Origin of the sequence: Falsiruegeria litorea R37 (genome assembly GCF_900172225.1) — a bacterium.
GTDB classification, from domain to species: domain Bacteria; phylum Pseudomonadota; class Alphaproteobacteria; order Rhodobacterales; family Rhodobacteraceae; genus Falsiruegeria; species Falsiruegeria litorea.
The window spans coordinates 201,167-216,810 of sequence record NZ_FWFO01000004.1; the positions used below are offsets into that span (position 1 = coordinate 201,167).

General features: G+C 60.3%; 15 protein-coding genes. 8 read left to right on the top strand and 7 right to left on the bottom strand.

The features are described 5' to 3' along the window. Positions 1-2: 2 nt before the first annotated feature. Positions 3-1,412 (bottom strand): MORN repeat-containing protein, encoded by a 1,410-nt coding sequence (locus tag TRL7639_RS19090; protein WP_085797472.1) that lies wholly within the window; start codon positions 1,410-1,412, stop codon positions 3-5. A 156-nt stretch (positions 1,413-1,568) separates the two neighbouring features. On the opposite strand from TRL7639_RS19090, the gene TRL7639_RS19095 reads away from it, so the two are divergent. The 3 genes from TRL7639_RS19095 (at position 1,569) to TRL7639_RS19105 (ending at position 5,844) form a co-directional block, all read left to right on the top strand. After that, the gene (locus tag TRL7639_RS19095) at positions 1,569-3,239 is read left to right on the top strand and encodes an NAD+ synthase (RefSeq protein WP_085797623.1); all 1,671 of its coding nucleotides are present in this window, start codon (positions 1,569-1,571) and stop codon (positions 3,237-3,239) included. A gap of 100 nt (positions 3,240-3,339) precedes the next feature. Next, positions 3,340-4,671: an NAD(P)/FAD-dependent oxidoreductase gene (locus TRL7639_RS19100; RefSeq protein WP_085797473.1), complete on the top strand. Its 1,332-nt coding sequence runs from the start codon at positions 3,340-3,342 to the stop codon at positions 4,669-4,671. Positions 4,672-4,785: 114 nt separating this feature from the next. After that, on the top strand, positions 4,786-5,844 hold the full coding sequence (locus tag TRL7639_RS19105; protein ID WP_085797624.1) for a dipeptidase: 1,059 nt from the start codon (positions 4,786-4,788) through the stop codon (positions 5,842-5,844). Between the two features lie 38 nt (positions 5,845-5,882). On the opposite strand, the gene TRL7639_RS19110 is transcribed toward TRL7639_RS19105, so the two are convergent. Beyond that, positions 5,883-6,815, bottom strand: coding sequence for an MBL fold metallo-hydrolase (locus TRL7639_RS19110; protein ID WP_085797474.1), 933 nt, complete (start codon positions 6,813-6,815; stop codon positions 5,883-5,885). 132 nt (positions 6,816-6,947) lie between these two features. On the opposite strand from TRL7639_RS19110, the gene TRL7639_RS19115 reads away from it, so the two are divergent. Next, positions 6,948-7,376: a DUF1801 domain-containing protein gene (locus TRL7639_RS19115; protein ID WP_085797475.1), complete on the top strand. Its 429-nt coding sequence runs from the start codon at positions 6,948-6,950 to the stop codon at positions 7,374-7,376. 105 nt (positions 7,377-7,481) lie between these two features. Beyond that, the gene (gene gltX, locus TRL7639_RS19120) at positions 7,482-8,804 is read left to right on the top strand and encodes a glutamate--tRNA ligase (RefSeq protein WP_085797476.1); all 1,323 of its coding nucleotides are present in this window, start codon (positions 7,482-7,484) and stop codon (positions 8,802-8,804) included. 69 nt (positions 8,805-8,873) lie between these two features. Here gltX and TRL7639_RS19125 read toward each other — a convergent pair whose 3' ends face one another. Further along, a complete protein-coding gene (locus tag TRL7639_RS19125) occupies positions 8,874-9,443 on the bottom strand; it encodes a gamma-glutamylcyclotransferase family protein (RefSeq protein WP_085797625.1) in 570 nt (189 codons plus the stop codon). 97 nt (positions 9,444-9,540) lie between these two features. Here TRL7639_RS19125 and TRL7639_RS19130 point away from each other — a divergent pair, with 97 nt between their 5' ends. Beyond that, entirely contained in the window at positions 9,541-9,987 is a 447-nt protein-coding gene (locus tag TRL7639_RS19130) for an RrF2 family transcriptional regulator (protein ID WP_085797626.1), read from the top strand. On the opposite strand, the gene TRL7639_RS19135 is transcribed toward TRL7639_RS19130, so the two are convergent. Both TRL7639_RS19135 and TRL7639_RS19140 read right to left on the bottom strand, forming a co-directional pair. Beyond that, the gene (locus TRL7639_RS19135) at positions 9,988-12,516 is read right to left on the bottom strand and encodes an ABC transporter permease (protein ID WP_085797477.1); all 2,529 of its coding nucleotides are present in this window, start codon (positions 12,514-12,516) and stop codon (positions 9,988-9,990) included. It abuts the gene before it with no gap. Continuing rightward, the gene (locus tag TRL7639_RS19140; RefSeq protein ID WP_085797478.1) at positions 12,513-13,208 is read right to left on the bottom strand and encodes an ABC transporter ATP-binding protein; all 696 of its coding nucleotides are present in this window, start codon (positions 13,206-13,208) and stop codon (positions 12,513-12,515) included. Before TRL7639_RS19140 ends, TRL7639_RS19135 begins: the two co-directional genes overlap by 4 nt. A gap of 51 nt (positions 13,209-13,259) precedes the next feature. Between TRL7639_RS19140 and TRL7639_RS19145 the strand changes: the two genes are divergently transcribed. Both TRL7639_RS19145 and TRL7639_RS19150 read left to right on the top strand, forming a co-directional pair. Beyond that, a complete protein-coding gene (locus TRL7639_RS19145) occupies positions 13,260-13,892 on the top strand; it encodes an arylesterase (protein ID WP_085797479.1) in 633 nt (210 codons plus the stop codon). 58 nt (positions 13,893-13,950) lie between these two features. Beyond that, positions 13,951-14,568, top strand: a complete 618-nt coding sequence (locus TRL7639_RS19150; protein WP_085797480.1) for an SOS response-associated peptidase — start codon at positions 13,951-13,953, stop codon at positions 14,566-14,568. 40 nt (positions 14,569-14,608) lie between these two features. Here the strand turns inward: TRL7639_RS19150 and TRL7639_RS19155 are convergent, their stop codons facing one another. Beyond that, positions 14,609-14,815, bottom strand: coding sequence for a cold-shock protein (locus TRL7639_RS19155; protein WP_085797481.1), 207 nt, complete (start codon positions 14,813-14,815; stop codon positions 14,609-14,611). A 223-nt stretch (positions 14,816-15,038) separates the two neighbouring features. Next, positions 15,039-15,596, bottom strand: a complete 558-nt coding sequence (locus tag TRL7639_RS19160; protein WP_085797482.1) for a L,D-transpeptidase — start codon at positions 15,594-15,596, stop codon at positions 15,039-15,041. Positions 15,597-15,644 lie beyond the last annotated feature (48 nt).

The following is a 15,644-nucleotide window of genomic DNA, read 5'->3' on the forward strand; positions in this document are numbered from 1 at the left end:
GGTCACCCGTCCGAGGCGCCGTCGGTTTTGATTACGCCGTTTTCCCAGTCGCCCTGCTTCTCTTGCCCGCTGGCATAGCGCATGATGCCCTTGCCCTGGCGTTTGCCGTTCAGAAAATTGCCCTCGTACACGTCGCCAGTAACATAGGTCGCGACGCCATAGCCGCTGATCTTGCCGCCGGACCAGGCCCCTTCATACTTGAAGCCGCTGGCCATCACGATTTCGCCGGTGCCTTCGCGCTGTCCGTTGAAGAACTGCCCGGTATAGACCGAACCATCGGGGTAGGTTGCGGTGCCTTGGCCGTGGCGCACCCCGTCTTTCCAATCGCCGTCATAGCGATAGCCGTCGGCATAGGTCATGACGCCCTTGCCATCGTTTTTGGCGTTCTTGAATTCGCCTTTGTAGACGATGCCATTTGCATAGGTTGCGGTGCCTGTGCCCTCGATCACGCCTGCGACCCAATCCCCTTCGTAAGTCGAGCCATTGGTGTATGTGATCTTGCCTATCCCGTCGGCCAGATCTGCGCGGAAGTTGCCTTCGTACATTGATCCATCAGGATAGGTCACGCGGCCCTGGCCCTCGATCTGTCCGGCCACCCAATTGCCGGTGTAGACATAGCCATCTGTGCCGGTGAAGGTTCCGGTCCCTTCGCGGCGGTCGTCGGCAAACTGGCCTTCGTAGACGTCTCCGTTGGCGTAGATGACCTTGCCGTTGCCTTCGCGACGCCCGGCGACCAGATCACCCTCGTAGACATCGCCGTTGGGTTGGGTCAGTTTGCCTTGGCCACTGATCTGCCCGTCCGCCCAAAGACCCACATAGACTAGCCCATCAGACAGCGTCAGCGTGCCTTGGCCATGCCGCTGGCCATTCAGAATCTCGCCCTCATACGTACCGCCATCGGGATAGGTGACCTTGCCGATCCCTTGCTTTTGCCCTTCGACCCAATCGCCGTCATAGATATAGCCGCCGGGGCTTTGCATCACGCCCTTGCCGTGGTGCTGCGCGTTCAGAAAGCTGCCCTCGTAGCGCACGCCATTGGCGTAGACGGCGACGCCTTGGCCATTGATCACACCGTCTTTCCATTCACCCTCATAGGTGCCGCCGTCCGAGAAGGTGATAAGGCCCAGGCCCTCGGGTTTGCCCTTGGAAAACTCACCTTCATAGACCGAACCGTTGGGGAAGCGTGCAACACCGCTGCCCTTGATCTCTCCATCGACCCATTGGCCGGTGTATTCATATCCATTGGGCAGACGATAGGTGCCGCTGCCATGCTGCAACCCGCCGCGAAAGGTGCCCTCGTACACGCCGCCGATGGCATCTTGGGTGGTCAGAACCTGCGAGTCCTGCGCCCAAACGGCTGTGGTCACGGTCAAAGCGGATACACCGATTGTTGCGATGCGGATCTGGTTCATGAGTGTTCTGCCTGCCCTATCTGTGGCCAACCGTGTGGCTGACAACGTAAAATTATGTCAGGTCGCGATCATGAGCAACGCCTTTTGCCGCAGATGGGTTTTCATGCGCCCGCGATCTGCTACATCGCTGGAAACATCAGCGAAAACGAGAGCCAGATGACCGACCGCTTCCGTGTTACACTTGCCCAGTTCAACCCGACTGTTGGCGATCTGGCAGGAAATGCCGCCAAAGCGCGCCAAGCTTGGCTGCAAGCACGCGCGGCAGGGGCCAACCTACTGGCCCTGCCTGAGATGTTCATCGCCGGATACAATCCGCAGGATCTTGTGCTGAAACCCGCTTTTCAACAGGCTGCAATGGATCAGGTACACGCTTTGGCCAGGGACTGCTCGGATGGGCCAGCCATCGCGATCGGTGCGCCGTGGGTGATCGAGGGTCGGCTGTTTAACGCCTATGTTGTCCTGCAAAACGGTGAGGTCAGCGCCGTTGTGCAAAAGCACCATTTGCCGAATGAGGCGGTGTTCGACGAAAAGCGTGTATTCGAAGAGGGTCCGATCATGGGGCCATTTTCGGTTGATGGTGTGCGCATTGGCTCGCCCATCTGCGAGGATGCCTGGCACGAGGATGTTGCCGAAACCCTGGAAGAGACCGGGGCCGAGTTCCTGTTGGTGCCCAATGGCTCGCCATACTACCGCGGCAAGCACGACGTGCGGCTCAGTCATATGGTGTCGCGGGTGGTCGAAACGGGGCTGCCGCTGATCTATCTGAACATGGTTGGCGGGCAGGACGACCAGGTTTTCGACGGGGGCAGTTTCGCACTCAACCCGGGCGGGGCCCTGGCATGGCAGATGCCGGTGTTCGACGAGGAGGTCAGCCATATTGACCTGGAGCGGCAGGCGGACGGCTGGCGCGTGGTTGATGGAGCCAGGGCAAGCCACCCGCCCGAGATCGAACAGGATTATCGCGTCATGGTCGAGGCCTTGCGCGATTACATGCGCAAAACCGGGTTTTCCAAGGTGGTTCTGGGGCTGTCGGGCGGGGTTGATTCCGCTTTGGTTGCAGCGATTGCAGTCGATGCGCTTGGCGCAGACAGCGTGCGCTGTGTAATGCTTCCATCGGAATATACCAGCCAGGCCTCGTTGGGGGATGCGCGCGCTGTGGTGGACGCTTTGGGTGTGCGATATGACACTGTTCCGATTGCGGCAGGGCGTGCGGCAATCACCGATACTCTGGCACCTCTTTTTTCCGGAACCGCGCCGGGGCTGACCGAAGAGAACATCCAATCCCGGCTGCGCGGACTGCTGTTGATGGCGATCTCGAACAAATTTGGAGAGATGCTGCTGACCACCGGCAATAAATCCGAAGTCGCAGTGGGTTATGCGACCATCTATGGCGACATGAACGGTGGTTATAACCCCATCAAGGACCTGTATAAAACACGTGTGTTCGATACTTGCCGATGGCGCAACGAAACCCACCGTGCTTGGATGTTCGGACCAGATGGCGAGGTGATTTCGCCTTCGATCATCGACAAACCCCCAAGCGCCGAACTGCGCGAAGATCAAAAGGACAGCGACAGCTTGCCTGACTATCCGGTGCTGGATGCGATTCTGGATGTTCTGGTCGATCAGGATGGGTCGATCGCCGATTGCGTCGCGGCTGGGTTCGACGCGGATGTGGCCCGCAAGGTCGAGCATCTGCTCTACATCAGTGAGTACAAGCGGTTTCAGTCCGCACCGGGGGCACGCCTTAGCCGTCGCGCGTTCTGGTTGGATCGCCGCTATCCCATCGCCAATCGCTGGCGGGACCGTGGTGCTGTGCCAGACTGAGTCCACAAAACCACAGTAGAGCGAAAGATGCACCTGGGTCTTGTCCCGGGCGGGTCGTGCACTCCATATCTCCTGAGTTGCCAGAAGTGATTTTCCAACCATGCCCGGACCCCGCCTGACAGAATTCTACTCGGACCTTGCTCTGCCCAAAAAGGTCGACGTCGTCGTGATCGGCGGCGGTATCATTGGCGTGTCGACTGCATTGGAATTGGCCGAGCGGGGCGTCTCGGTCCTGCTGTGCGAAAAGGGGCAAATCGGGGCCGAACAGAGCTCGCGCAACTGGGGTTGGGTGAGATTGGGGATGCGCGACCCGCGTGAGATCCCCCTGATGGTCGAAGCCATTCGGATGTGGCATGAGCTGGACGAGCGATTGGGTCGGAAGACGGGATATACTCAATCGGGCATCATATTCGGTGCGTCGGGAAAGCGAGATCTCGCCGGTTTGGAACGGTGGGCCGGGCATGTGGCAGGCCTGCAAGTGGGCGACCGGATTGCACAGGGCGTTGATCTGGACGATGTGCTGGCCGGTCATCAGATGCGCTTGGCCGGGGGGCTGTACATGCCTGGCGATGGTCGGGCCGAACCCCAATGGGCGGCGCCCGCGATTGCAGAAGGTGCGCGGGATCGAGGGGCCTCGATCCTGACGGGCTGTGCCGTGCGATCGGTGGATGTCCAGGGCGGTCAGATGGCCGGGGTGATGACAGAACGTGGGCGTGTGGCCTGTGATCAGGTCGTGTTGGCCGGTGGGGCATGGTCGCGACTGTTTGCCGGGAATGCGGGGATCGATCTGCCACAGCTCAAGGTGCTGAACACGGTCATGCGCACCTCGCCGGTCAAAGACGGCCCCGACGTCGCCTTGTGGTCCGACAAATTTGCGATCCGCAAACGGGAGGATGGTGGATACACCATTGCATCGGGACACGAAAACACTGTGGACCTGGTGCCGGACAGCCTGTGGCTGGCGTGGTCCTTTCTGCCTGCCTTTCGGCAAGAGTGGCGCTCGCTCAGGTTCCGCCTTTCCAAACGTTGGCTGGAGGAGGCACGCCAGGATCGCCGTTGGCAACCGTCGGATGTGACGCCGTTCGAGCAATGCCGCATCCTGGACCCGGAGCCGTCAGACAAAGCACTGCGCAAAGCCTGGGCCAGTGCCTGCAAGGCGTTCCCCGCGCTGGAAAAGGCTGAGATCGTGCAAAGCTGGGCCGGCATGATTGATGTGACCCCTGATGCGATCCCTGTCATTTCAAAGGTTGATGATCTGCCAGGTATGCACATCGCGACCGGTTTTTCCGGCCATGGCTTCGGCATAGGCCCCGGCGCTGGCCGTCTGATGGCCGATGTGGTCACGGGGGCTGCCCCGCTGGTCGATCCGTGGGAATTTCGCCTGTCGCGGTTCACGGATGGCACTCGTGTCGCCCCTGATCCAGGGTACTAGGCCTTGAGCTGGTCTGGCTGAAAAAGCCAGACTTTCTGCTGGATGCCATTGATCTTGAATGCCTCCGTCGGCAACGTGGCAGTCAAAGAACAACCCAGAGGTTTTCGGTCCGCCATGCAGCTTCAGCGCCCTTACATTTTCGACGGTCACAACGATGTTCTCAGCCGGATGTTGTCGAAGTCACCGTCAAGTTATCAAGAGGCGTTCGCGCATGGTTGGGATGGCCACATCGACGTGCTCAAGGCCGAGGCCGGAGGATTGGGCGCAGGGTTCTTCGCTGTTTTTGTCTCTTCTGGTGATCTTGGCGGTAGCATCCTCGATCTGATGCAAGGCGCAGAGTATGACCTGCCATTGCCAAGCCCGTTGCAGCAGGCCGAGGCTGAGACAATCGCATGGCAGCAGGTCGAAATTCTGAAAACGCTCGAGGCCTATGGCCTGATCAACATTTGCACCAGCGTCGCGCAGATAAACGACAGCGTTGCTGGCGGAACGATGGCGGCGATCCTGCATATGGAAGGGGCAGAGGCCATCGGCCCGGACTTGGCTCAACTTGATGCGCTGTATGCGGCTGGTTTGCGCTCATTGGGGCTGGTTTGGAGCAGACCCACCATCTTTGGCGAGGGGGTGCCGTTTCGGTTCCCTTCAACATCTGACATCGGAGGTGGACTAACAGGGGCGGGGCGCGATCTGGTACGTCGCTGCAACTCGCTTGGGATCATGCTTGATGTGTCACATCTGAATGAAGCCGGGTTTTGGGATTTGGCAGCTACCACGGGTGCGCCAATCGTAGCGACCCATTCAAACGCCCATGCGATCTGCCCCCATTCGCGCAATCTGACCGACAAACAGCTCGCTGCGATTGCGGAAAGCGGCGGGGTGGTTGGTCTCAACTACGCCACGGCGATGCTGCGGGCAGACGGTCGCATGGTTGCCGATACACCAGTGTCTCAGATGATCCGGCATTTGGAGCATTTGTTGGGTTTTCTCGGAGAAGATGGGGTCGCGCTTGGGTCTGATTTTGACGGCGCCACAGTGCCCGAGGCAATTGGGGATGCAGGCGGTCTGGACGTGCTCAGGTCCGCGATGAAGGACGCGGGGTTTGGTACAGAACTAATCCATAAGATCTGTCACCGAAACTGGCTGAACGTTCTGGCGCGAACGTGGCATTCGTAGTGGCGCGGTGGCCCAACTGGCAGGCCACCGCATGAACATCAGCCCATCAACTGATAGCTGACCGGCACATAACGGAAGCCCTCGTCGCGGGTTTCGACGAATCCTGCGGCAGGGAAGGGCATGTGATAGCCGATCATCGGGATCTTGTCGGCGGCCAGCATGCCCAGAACACGACGGCGCGAGGCGGCGGCATCCTCGGGCGAGGCATCAAAGCTGAAGGCCCAGTCGGGGCGCGCAAAGCTCCAGACATAATGGTTGGCCAGATCCGCCGTCAGCACCAGCTGCCGCCCGCCGCTTTCCAGCATATAGCAGGTGTGACCGGGCGTGTGGCCATGGCTGGCCACCGCAGTCACGCCGGACACGACGCTGTCGCCGTCGTTGAGGAACGTCATTTTCTCGGCCAACGGCGTGACCAGTTTGGCCACCATGTCCCCAACGCGGTTTCCGGCCTCCATCTTGGACCAGAAGTTGTATTCGGCCGCGGCGGTCACATAGCGGGCATTGGGGAAGGTCGGCGCACCGTCGGTCATCATGCCGCCGATGTGGTCGGGGTGCATGTGGGTGATCACAACAACGTCGATGGCGTCTGCGGAAACGCCGGCCTGTGCCATTGCTTTGGCAATACCGCCTTGGCCCAGGCCGGTGTCGAACAGCACAAGTTCGCTGCCAGTGTCGATCACGGTTGGTGTGAAATAGAACTGCACGCTGTCCGAGGGGACGAAGTTTTCGGCGGACAGATTTGCAAACTCCTCGTCTGATGCGGCCTTGGCGAACAGATCCTTTGGACCTTCGCGCATGGCGCTGCCATCCAGCAAGGTTGTAACGGACATGTCGCCCAGTTTAAAGCTGTGTGCCAGTGGGGCCGGGGCCTTGCCACCATGTCCACCTGCCAGCAAAGGCGAAGCAGCGGCAGCAAGCGGAAGGGCGGCGGCACCGGTCAGTGCGGCGCGGCGGGTCATGTTCAGGGTCATCGGGTCACTCCTTGTTGGTCTTTCAACGTGCGGGTCCAATATCGCCAAAGCTAGTCCGGTTCCGTGACAAGACCATCACCTTCGCGTGTGCTTTTTCTGGCTTGGCGGTTTGATGGCGCCTAAAGTGACGCCATGAGCGCCAACAAGACCCAGCCCACAGACGCAGATGTCGCCGCTTATCTTGCCGGGGTGCTGCCCGTGTCAAAGGCGGCCGACGCCGTGCGATTGGATCAGCTGTTTCGCGAGGTCACCGGGTTTCAACCGGTGATGTGGGGCGAATCCATCGTAGGATACGGGCGGTATCACTATCGTTACAAGTCAGGCCGCGAAGGCGATTTTCTGGCCACCGGATTTGCGCCGCGCAAAGCGGCCCTTTCGATCTACATCATGCCGGGCTATGCGGATTTTGGGGACATCCTGGCGCGTCTTGGTAAGCACAAGATCGGCAAATCCTGTCTCTATGTGAACAAACTGGCGGATATCGACCTGGATGTTCTGGGTGAACTCATCCGCGCAGGGCTGAAAGATCTGGCGACCCATTGGCCGGTCGAGCCGACCTGAGCCTTCTTCTTGGTTCAAATACGGCCGCGGGCGGCACAGTCACCGTGCCCTCTACTGGACAAAACCGCGGGCCTGTGACAAGGGACGCGGCAACAGGAGATCGTCATGACCACCACCCGTTTTGCCCCTTCGCCCACCGGTTACATCCATGTGGGCAACCTGCGCACCGCGCTGATGAACTATCTGATCGCTCGCAAGGCGGGCGGTACCTTTATCCTGCGCATCGACGACACCGACCCGGAACGGTCGAAAGAAGAATACGTCGATGGCATCAAGCAGGATCTGGAATGGCTGGGCCTGCACTGGGACCGGGTCGAGCGGCAGTCCGAGCGGTTGGAACAATACAACGCTGCGGCTGACAAGTTGCGTGAAATGGGCCGGTTCTATGAGGCGTTCGAGACACCGACCGAGCTGGACCTGAAGCGCAAGAAGCAACTGAACATGGGCAAGCCGCCGGTCTATGACCGCGCCGCGCTGAACCTGTCGGATGCCGAAAAGGATGCTCTGCGCGCCGAGCGTGGCAATGGTGTCTGGCGCTTCAAGCTGGATCACGAACGGATCGAATGGACCGACGGCATTTTGGGCGACATCTCGATCGACGCCTCCAGCGTATCGGACCCGGTTCTGATTCGAGGCGACGGGCAATTGCTCTACACCTTGGCGTCGGTTGTCGATGACACGGAAATGGGCGTGACGGATGTTGTGCGTGGGTCTGATCACGTGACCAACACCGCGACCCAGATCCAGATCATCAAGGCGCTTGGCGGCGACTGCCCGCGCTTTGCGCATCATTCGCTGCTGACTGGCCCGCAGGGCGAGGCGCTGTCGAAACGTCTGGGTACACTGGCTCTGCGCGACCTGCGCGAGGCGGGCGTGCAGCCGATGGCGCTGTTGTCGTTGATGGCGCGTCTGGGGTCGTCCGACCCGGTGGAATTGCGTACCGATATGGCCGAGTTGATCGACGGGTTCGACATCAACCGGTTCGGTGCTGCGCCGACCAAGTTCGACGAGCAGGATCTGTACCCGCTGACCGCGCACTACCTACAGACACTGCCGTTGGACGCCGTGGCTGCGACCGTGGCAGGCGTTGGCGTTCCGGCTGACCTGGCCGAGGCATTTTGGCTGATGGCACGTGGCAACATCACCACGTTGGGGGATCTGGGCGCCTGGTGGGACCTGTGTCGGGATGGCGCCGAGCCGCTGATCGACGACGAAGATAGCGACTTCATTGCCGAAGCCATGGCTCTGTTGCCTGCCGACGTGGACGGCGAAACCTGGGGCAGCTGGACCAAAGCCGTAAAAGAAGCCACAGGTCGCAAGGGCAAGGGGCTGTTCATGCCGCTGCGCAAGGCGTTGACCGGGCAGGAGCGCGGGCCGGAGATGGCAGCTCTGCTGCCGCTGCTGCAGGTGATCAAGGCCCGCGGTTAAATCCGCCTCCGGCGGCCGTATTTGGAACAAAAAGAACAAGGGGCGGTGCGAGACAAGCGCCGCCTTTTCTTATGTCGTCTGGATGAGATTGGCGTTCAGCTGCGACAGGTGGTGATCCACCAAAGCGGATTCATCTGAGGTCAAGCTCTGGTGGCGCGGATAGCGGGGCGCAGCGCGGTCATCGAGAATAGGTGCGTCCCAACCATCAGTCGTGGCAAAAAAATCAGCGACGCCGGTCAAGCCGAACATCTGGTGGTAGCCTTGTACAACGACGTCCAGATAGCTGAGCAGAATCGGGTGGCGCGTATCCGGCGCTGACTGTCGTTCAACCGGGACGGCGTAAACGGCGATGTCTGCGGGGTGTGTCAGATCGTGGCTGATGGACTGCGTGGCAGAATGGCGATCATAGGCCCATTCCCGGTCATCCAGTGCCGCCCAGTCATTGTCCGGCACATGTGCGATCAGCCCGTCAATCTCGGACGCCTCACACGGGATAGCCGTCAGAAAGGCCACCGGGCGCAGGTCGGTATGCCGCCAGGCCCGTCGCCAACCGCGCAGCCGGGCGGGCTGTGGGTCGAGGTAATCATGCGTGGCGCGGTTCACGAGGCTGCCGTAGCCAAAGAAATAGGGGGCGGTCATCTGCGATCCCGTCACAAAGCTCCATTGATGTATGTCAAACCGCTTTTTTGCGGGATGTGCAATACAGGACGCAGCCAAGGACCGAGGAGGCGTTGTCATGCGTATCACCAAGAGAACCAACATTGCCGTGCGGTTGTTGATGTATTGCGCCGCGCACACTGACCGGCTGGTGACCAAATCCGAGATTGCCGAGGTCTGCAATATCTCGGAGAACCATCTGGCGCAGGTCATCAACCAGCTCAGCCAGTTGAACTTCCTGAGCACGCAGCGCGGCCGCAATGGTGGCATGAGCCTCGCACGCACTGCGGATCAGATCCGCATTGGAGAAGTGTTCCGCCACATCGAAGGCAACCTTCCGATTGCCGAGTGTTTTGCCGATGTCGACAACACTTGCCCGCTGACGGACGCCTGCCGCCTGCGCGTGGCGCTGAGTGATGCGGCACAGGCATTTTATGCCTCGCTGGATGAGATCACGCTGGATGCGCTGGTTTGCGACAACGCCGATCTGCTCAAGATCTTGCAACCGGTTACCTGCGGGCGCTGATCACTCGCGCGCCCGCAAATTTTGGGCCGGGCTAACGGACAGGGGCCGCCAGGCAAAGGCAAGCCCTGCAAGCAAGGTGGCGAACACGCCGCCCGATACGATGGCTACGGCCGAGGGCCAGATCACGGTGAAATCCGTCTCAAGCACATAGTTGCTGACAGCCCATCCGCCCAATACGCCTGCCAAAAGCGCGATGCAGCCTGCTGCGGCACCTAAGAAGGCGGAACGTAGCGCAAAGCTGGACAACACCCGCGCGCGTGTCGCGCCCAGAGTTTTCAGGATCGACGCCTCGTACGTGCGTGCGGCCTCGCCCGCAGCGGCGGCTCCGATCAGGACCAGGAAGCCGGTGAGCAGGGATGCGCCCGCGCCATAGGACGTGGCCGCTGCCAAGCCGGCCAGAACATCCGAGACCCGGTCGATGGCATCCTTGACACGGATCGCGGTGATATTGGGATAGGCCTCGGCCAAATCACGCAGGATTTGCGTTTCGGCCTCTTCTTCGGCGTAAACGGTCGAGATGAAACTGTGCGGAGCACCGGCAACGGCCGAGGGGTTCATTGTCATCACAAAGCCGATCCCGGCGGTCGAGAAATCAACTTCGCGGAACGAGGTGATCGTCGCCTGGATATCGCGGCCCAGGATATTGACGGTAAGTTTGTCGCCAAGCGACAGACCAAGCTCTTCGCCCTCTTCGGCGGCAAAGCTGATCTGGGGCGGGCCAGTGTAATTCTCGGGCCACCATTCGCCTTCCAGTAGGCGGGTGTTGCCCGGCATGTCGGCGGCATAGGTGATACCACGGTCGCCTTCGATGACCCAGTGATCACCAGCGACCTCGATGGCGGATTCGTCGTTGATCTGGGTGATCACGCCGCGCAGCATCGGGGCGCTTTCGATCTTGCTGACGGCGGGGTCGTTTTCCAACCGCTCCATGTAACCTGGCATTTGGTCTTTCTGGATGTCGACAAAGAAATACGACGGCGCGATATCGGGCAGGTTGCCGGAAATGGCATTGCGCAAGTTGCCGTCAATCTGTCCGACAGCGGCCAGAACAGACAGGCCAAGACCCAGTGACAACACGACTGAGGCGGCCCCTTCGCGCGGGTCCGAGATGGCGGCGAATGCCCACCTGAGGGCGGGTTTGCCACGGGCCGAGCGGGCGCTGACGCGGGCCAGTTTCCGCAATCCAACGGCAGAGAGAGACAGCAGTAACAAGGTGCCGATCAACCCGCCTGCGGCCCAGAGCGTCAACTCCGCGGAACCGCTGAACCAGGCCGCAAGACCGATGAGCAATCCCAAACCGCCCAGGGTGGTCAAGACATAGCCAATCCGGGGCAGCAGACGTGCGCGGCTCAGCGCATCACGGTAAAGCGCGGCTGGACCGATCTCGGCCGTGCGGGACAGAGGCCAGAGGGTGAAGACAAAGGCCGTCAACATACCGTACAGCGCGGCCTCGGCCAGTGGGCCGGGATAGATCGCAAAAGCGGCGGGGATGGGCAGGCGTGCTTCGATGATAGGGGCGAGCAGGACGGGGACTAGCCCCCCGAGAACCAGACCCATCGCGATGCCGAGGATCGACAGGGCGCCGATCTGCAGGAAATAGGTTTGAAAGATCGTGGCCCGGTCTGCACCCAGCGTGCGGAAGGTGGCAATCGTGCTGGTCTTGCCTGCGAGATAGGATCGCACGGCAGCTGACACGCCGACACCACCGACGGCGAGACCTGCGAGACCCACCAGGATAAGAAACGCGCCCAACCGGTTCACAAACTCAGCCACGCCGGGCGCGCCGTTGCGGGCGTCCGTCCAACGCATTCCGGATGTTGTAAAGGCGTCCTTCGCCTGTTCGGATAGGGCAATCAGATCGGCCTCATCCGGCAGGTCCATGCGGTATTTGGTTGAATACAGTGATCCCGGCGCGAGCAGCCCTGAATTTTGCAGGTCTGCGGTGCGCAGCAGGGTTCTGGGTCCCAGGCCAAAGCCGTCTGCGGCCCCGTCGGGTTCGCGGGTGAGTTCCGCCATCAGGACAAAGTCCTGTGTACCCAGACGGAAGGTAGCGCCGGGGGTCAGCCCCAAACGGTCCATCAGCACGCGGTCCATGACCGCTCCGGGAAGTCCCTCGGCCCCGTCAAAGGCAGTGGCCAGCGGCATTTCGGGGGAAAGCTGTACAGCGCCCACCAGCGGATAAAGCTCATCGACTGACTTAACCTGCGTCAGCCCGCGTTCGGTCACACCGTTGTTGTCCACCACAGCCATGGACCGGAAATCGGTCACCTCGGACACTTGGTTGGCGTTTTCGGCCATCCAGGCCCGTTCGAGCTCGGATGCAAAGCGATAGGTGAATTCCATCTGGGCATCGCCACCCAGAATGGCAGACCCTTCACGCGTCAACCCCTCGGTGATGCCCGCGCGGATCGACCCAACGGCGGCGATGGCTGCAACCCCAAGAGCGAGGCAGGCCAGGAAGATGCGAAAGCCGCGCAGTCCGCCACGCAGTTCTCGGGCCGCAAAGCGGGACGCCAGACGCAGGCTCATTCAGCGGCCTCTTGTGCGGCGCTTTCGTCAATGCGCCCGTCACGCAGGCGGATCACCCGGTCGCACCGCGCCGCCAAGGCGCGCGAGTGCGTGACAAGGACCAAGGTCGCGCCGTGGCGGTCTCGCAGGTCGAACAGCAGATCCATGATCGCATTGCCGTTGGTGCCGTCCAGATTGCCGGTCGGCTCATCCGCCAGCAGGATGTCGGGACGTGGCGCGATGGCGCGGGCGAGCGCCACGCGTTGTTGTTCGCCGCCCGACATCTGGGTCGGGTAGTGATGGGTTCGATGGGCAAGCCCCACCGCCTCCAATTCGGCCTCGGCCCGGTCGAATGCGTCGCGATGCCCAGCCAGCTCAAGCGGGGTGGCGACATTTTCCAACGCCGTCATTGTCGGGATCAGGTGAAAGTTCTGAAACACCACGCCCATATGTGCCCGGCGAAAGGTGGCGAGTTGATCCTCGGACATGTCGGTCAAGGTCTTGCCCAAAGCGGTGATTTTGCCGCCTGTCGCCTGCTCCAATCCGCCGATCAGCATCAGCAGCGAGGATTTGCCCGATCCGGACGGCCCGATCATACCCAAAGTCTCGCCTTTCGAGACTTCAAGCGAGATCCCGTGCAGAATATCTACACGTCCGGCATTGCCATCCAGCGACAAACTCGCATCTTGGAGGGTGAGAATGGGCTGAGTCATGTAAGCTGTCCTGTTGTCGGGTGTTCATTGGGATATGGAGTTTACTGCGAAATGCGCAAGGTTCTGATTGCTGGGCTTTTTGTCTTGTGCGGTTTTCCGGCAACGGCAGAACCGGTGGTGATCGCCGCTTTGGGGGACAGCCTGACCCAAGGATATGGCCTGCCGCAGGGACAGGGGTTTGTGCCTCAGATGCAGGAATGGCTGGACAAGCAAGGGGTCGACGTAGAGCTGGTGAACGCGGGCGTTTCTGGCGACACCACCGCCGGTGGGGCCGCGCGTGTCGCCTGGACCCTGACGCCCGAGGTGGACGCGATGATCGTGACGCTTGGCGGCAACGACATGCTGCGCGGGATTGACCCGGCAGCTGTTCGACAAAACCTGACCACGATCTTGACCGCTGCGCGCGATGCGGATGTGCAGGTGCTGCTGGTCGGCATGCAGGCGCCGGGCAACTATGGCCCTGAATACAAAGCGGAATTCGACAACGCTTACATTGAATTGGCGGACGAGTTCGGGGTTTTGCGGGCCGAAAGCTTTTTCCAGGGCTTTCCAGTGAACGACGATCCGTCTGCAGTGCAACAATGGATGCAGGCGGACGGCATTCATCCGAACCCTGAAGGTGTGAACTTGATCGTCGAAGGATTGGGACCTCAGGTGCTGGAACTTGCCAAAGCCGCAAACTGACTTGCCATAAGGTGATCCGATCCGTCAGGCTTATCCCAACACCTAAAAGGGGGATAGGATGCCGGGGCGATTTTTCCTGACCACGCCGATGGCCGAGGTTGCTGAACGGTTGGGTAAACCGGCTGGCGATCTGGAGGACGAACCGCCTCGCCAGAATATTCAGCCGGGTCAAGAAATCGTTGTGCTGACCGCGCAGGGTTTGACCCGCATGCGGTGGGGCATGATCCCGGTTGGCCGGGTCAATGCACGCGGGCGACCGGTGATGGAAACGATCATCAATGCGCGTTCGGAAACCGTGTTTGATAAATCAGCCTTTGATGGGGTCGGACGGGCCGTCATTCCGGTCGATGGTTGGTACGAGTGGACCGGTGAGAAGCGGCGCAAAACGCCTTGGCGTTTGTCGGCCAAGGATGGGCAACCGCTGTATTTTGCGGCCATCACCGATGTCTGGACCGCTCCGGGCGGGCTGCAGGTTCCGCAGGCCGCAGCGGTCACCTGTGACCCAAATGCGGATGTAAAGCCCATTCATCACCGGATGGGGGTCATCCTGCCTGTCGATGACGTGCAAACTTGGCTGTCAGAAGATGAGGGCGTTGCTCGCAAACTGATGCGGCCCTTGCCCAACGGCCTACTTAATATCCGCGAAGCCGTGGATGTGAACTGGTCAGGTCCGTAAAGGGCGGGTCGTCAACTGACCCGCCCTTCAATATAAGAGCTCAAACAACTGCGATGTTTACAGCCGCTTCACGGCCGTCACGGCCGGGCTCGATGTCGAAAGTAACTTTCTGGTTGTCAGCCAGGCCGGTCAGGCCTGCGCGCTCAACAGCCGAAATGTGCACGAACACATCGCGTCCACCATCTTCTGGTGCAATAAAGCCGTAGCCTTTGGTGGTGTTGAACCATTTGACGGTGCCATTTGCCATCGTCGTATTCTCCTGTTTTGTGCTGCCCACGGAATGCGGCAACCCGGCTAAGTCAGTGCAAGATCGAAGACTGTGCCGGTGTAGGAGCAGTAGGGTCGATAGCGTAACGTCGCATCCGGAATGTGGAGCGATTAGGGGGCATTTTCAAGAAGAAACTACCCTTTGCAACAGGTTCGGCGGCTTAGAGTACGACCCGCCGCCGAGTGATTTTGGGGCATGTTTATCAGAGAACAGTCACAACTGTGCCCAAGGGGACACGTGCATACAGATCCCTGACGTGTTCGTTCATCATTCGGATGCAGCCATTTGACGCCGCTTGTCCGATGGTCTCGGGCTGAGTCGTTCCGTGGATCCTGAAATAAGTGTCGACCCCATTCTGGAACAGATAAAGCGCGCGCGCGCCTAGCGGATTATCAGGGCCACCTGGCTGCACATACTTGTTGTTCGCAAACTTGGCATAGGTCTTGGGCGAGCGCTCGATCATCTCTTGCGTCGGGCGCCATGTGGGCCATTCTTTTTTGACGTCAATTGTGGCGGTGCCGGTAAACTCCAGCCCGGCTTTCCCAACACCGCAGCCATAGCGAATGGCCTTACGTTCATCGGTGACGAAATACAGATAGAACGAACGTGGCAAGATCAGCAATCGACCGGGTTCATAACCCTTCTTGATCCGAACCTCTTGTGGGGTGGGATCGAAAACAGCGGAACTCTGAGACATGGCAACCTGAGGCAGGGCGCCGGCTGCGGCGGTTGCGGCAAGAAAGCTGCGTCGTGAAAACATGGCCGACCTCGTTCTGAATGCATATATGCCCAATTTTGAAGGTCTGGT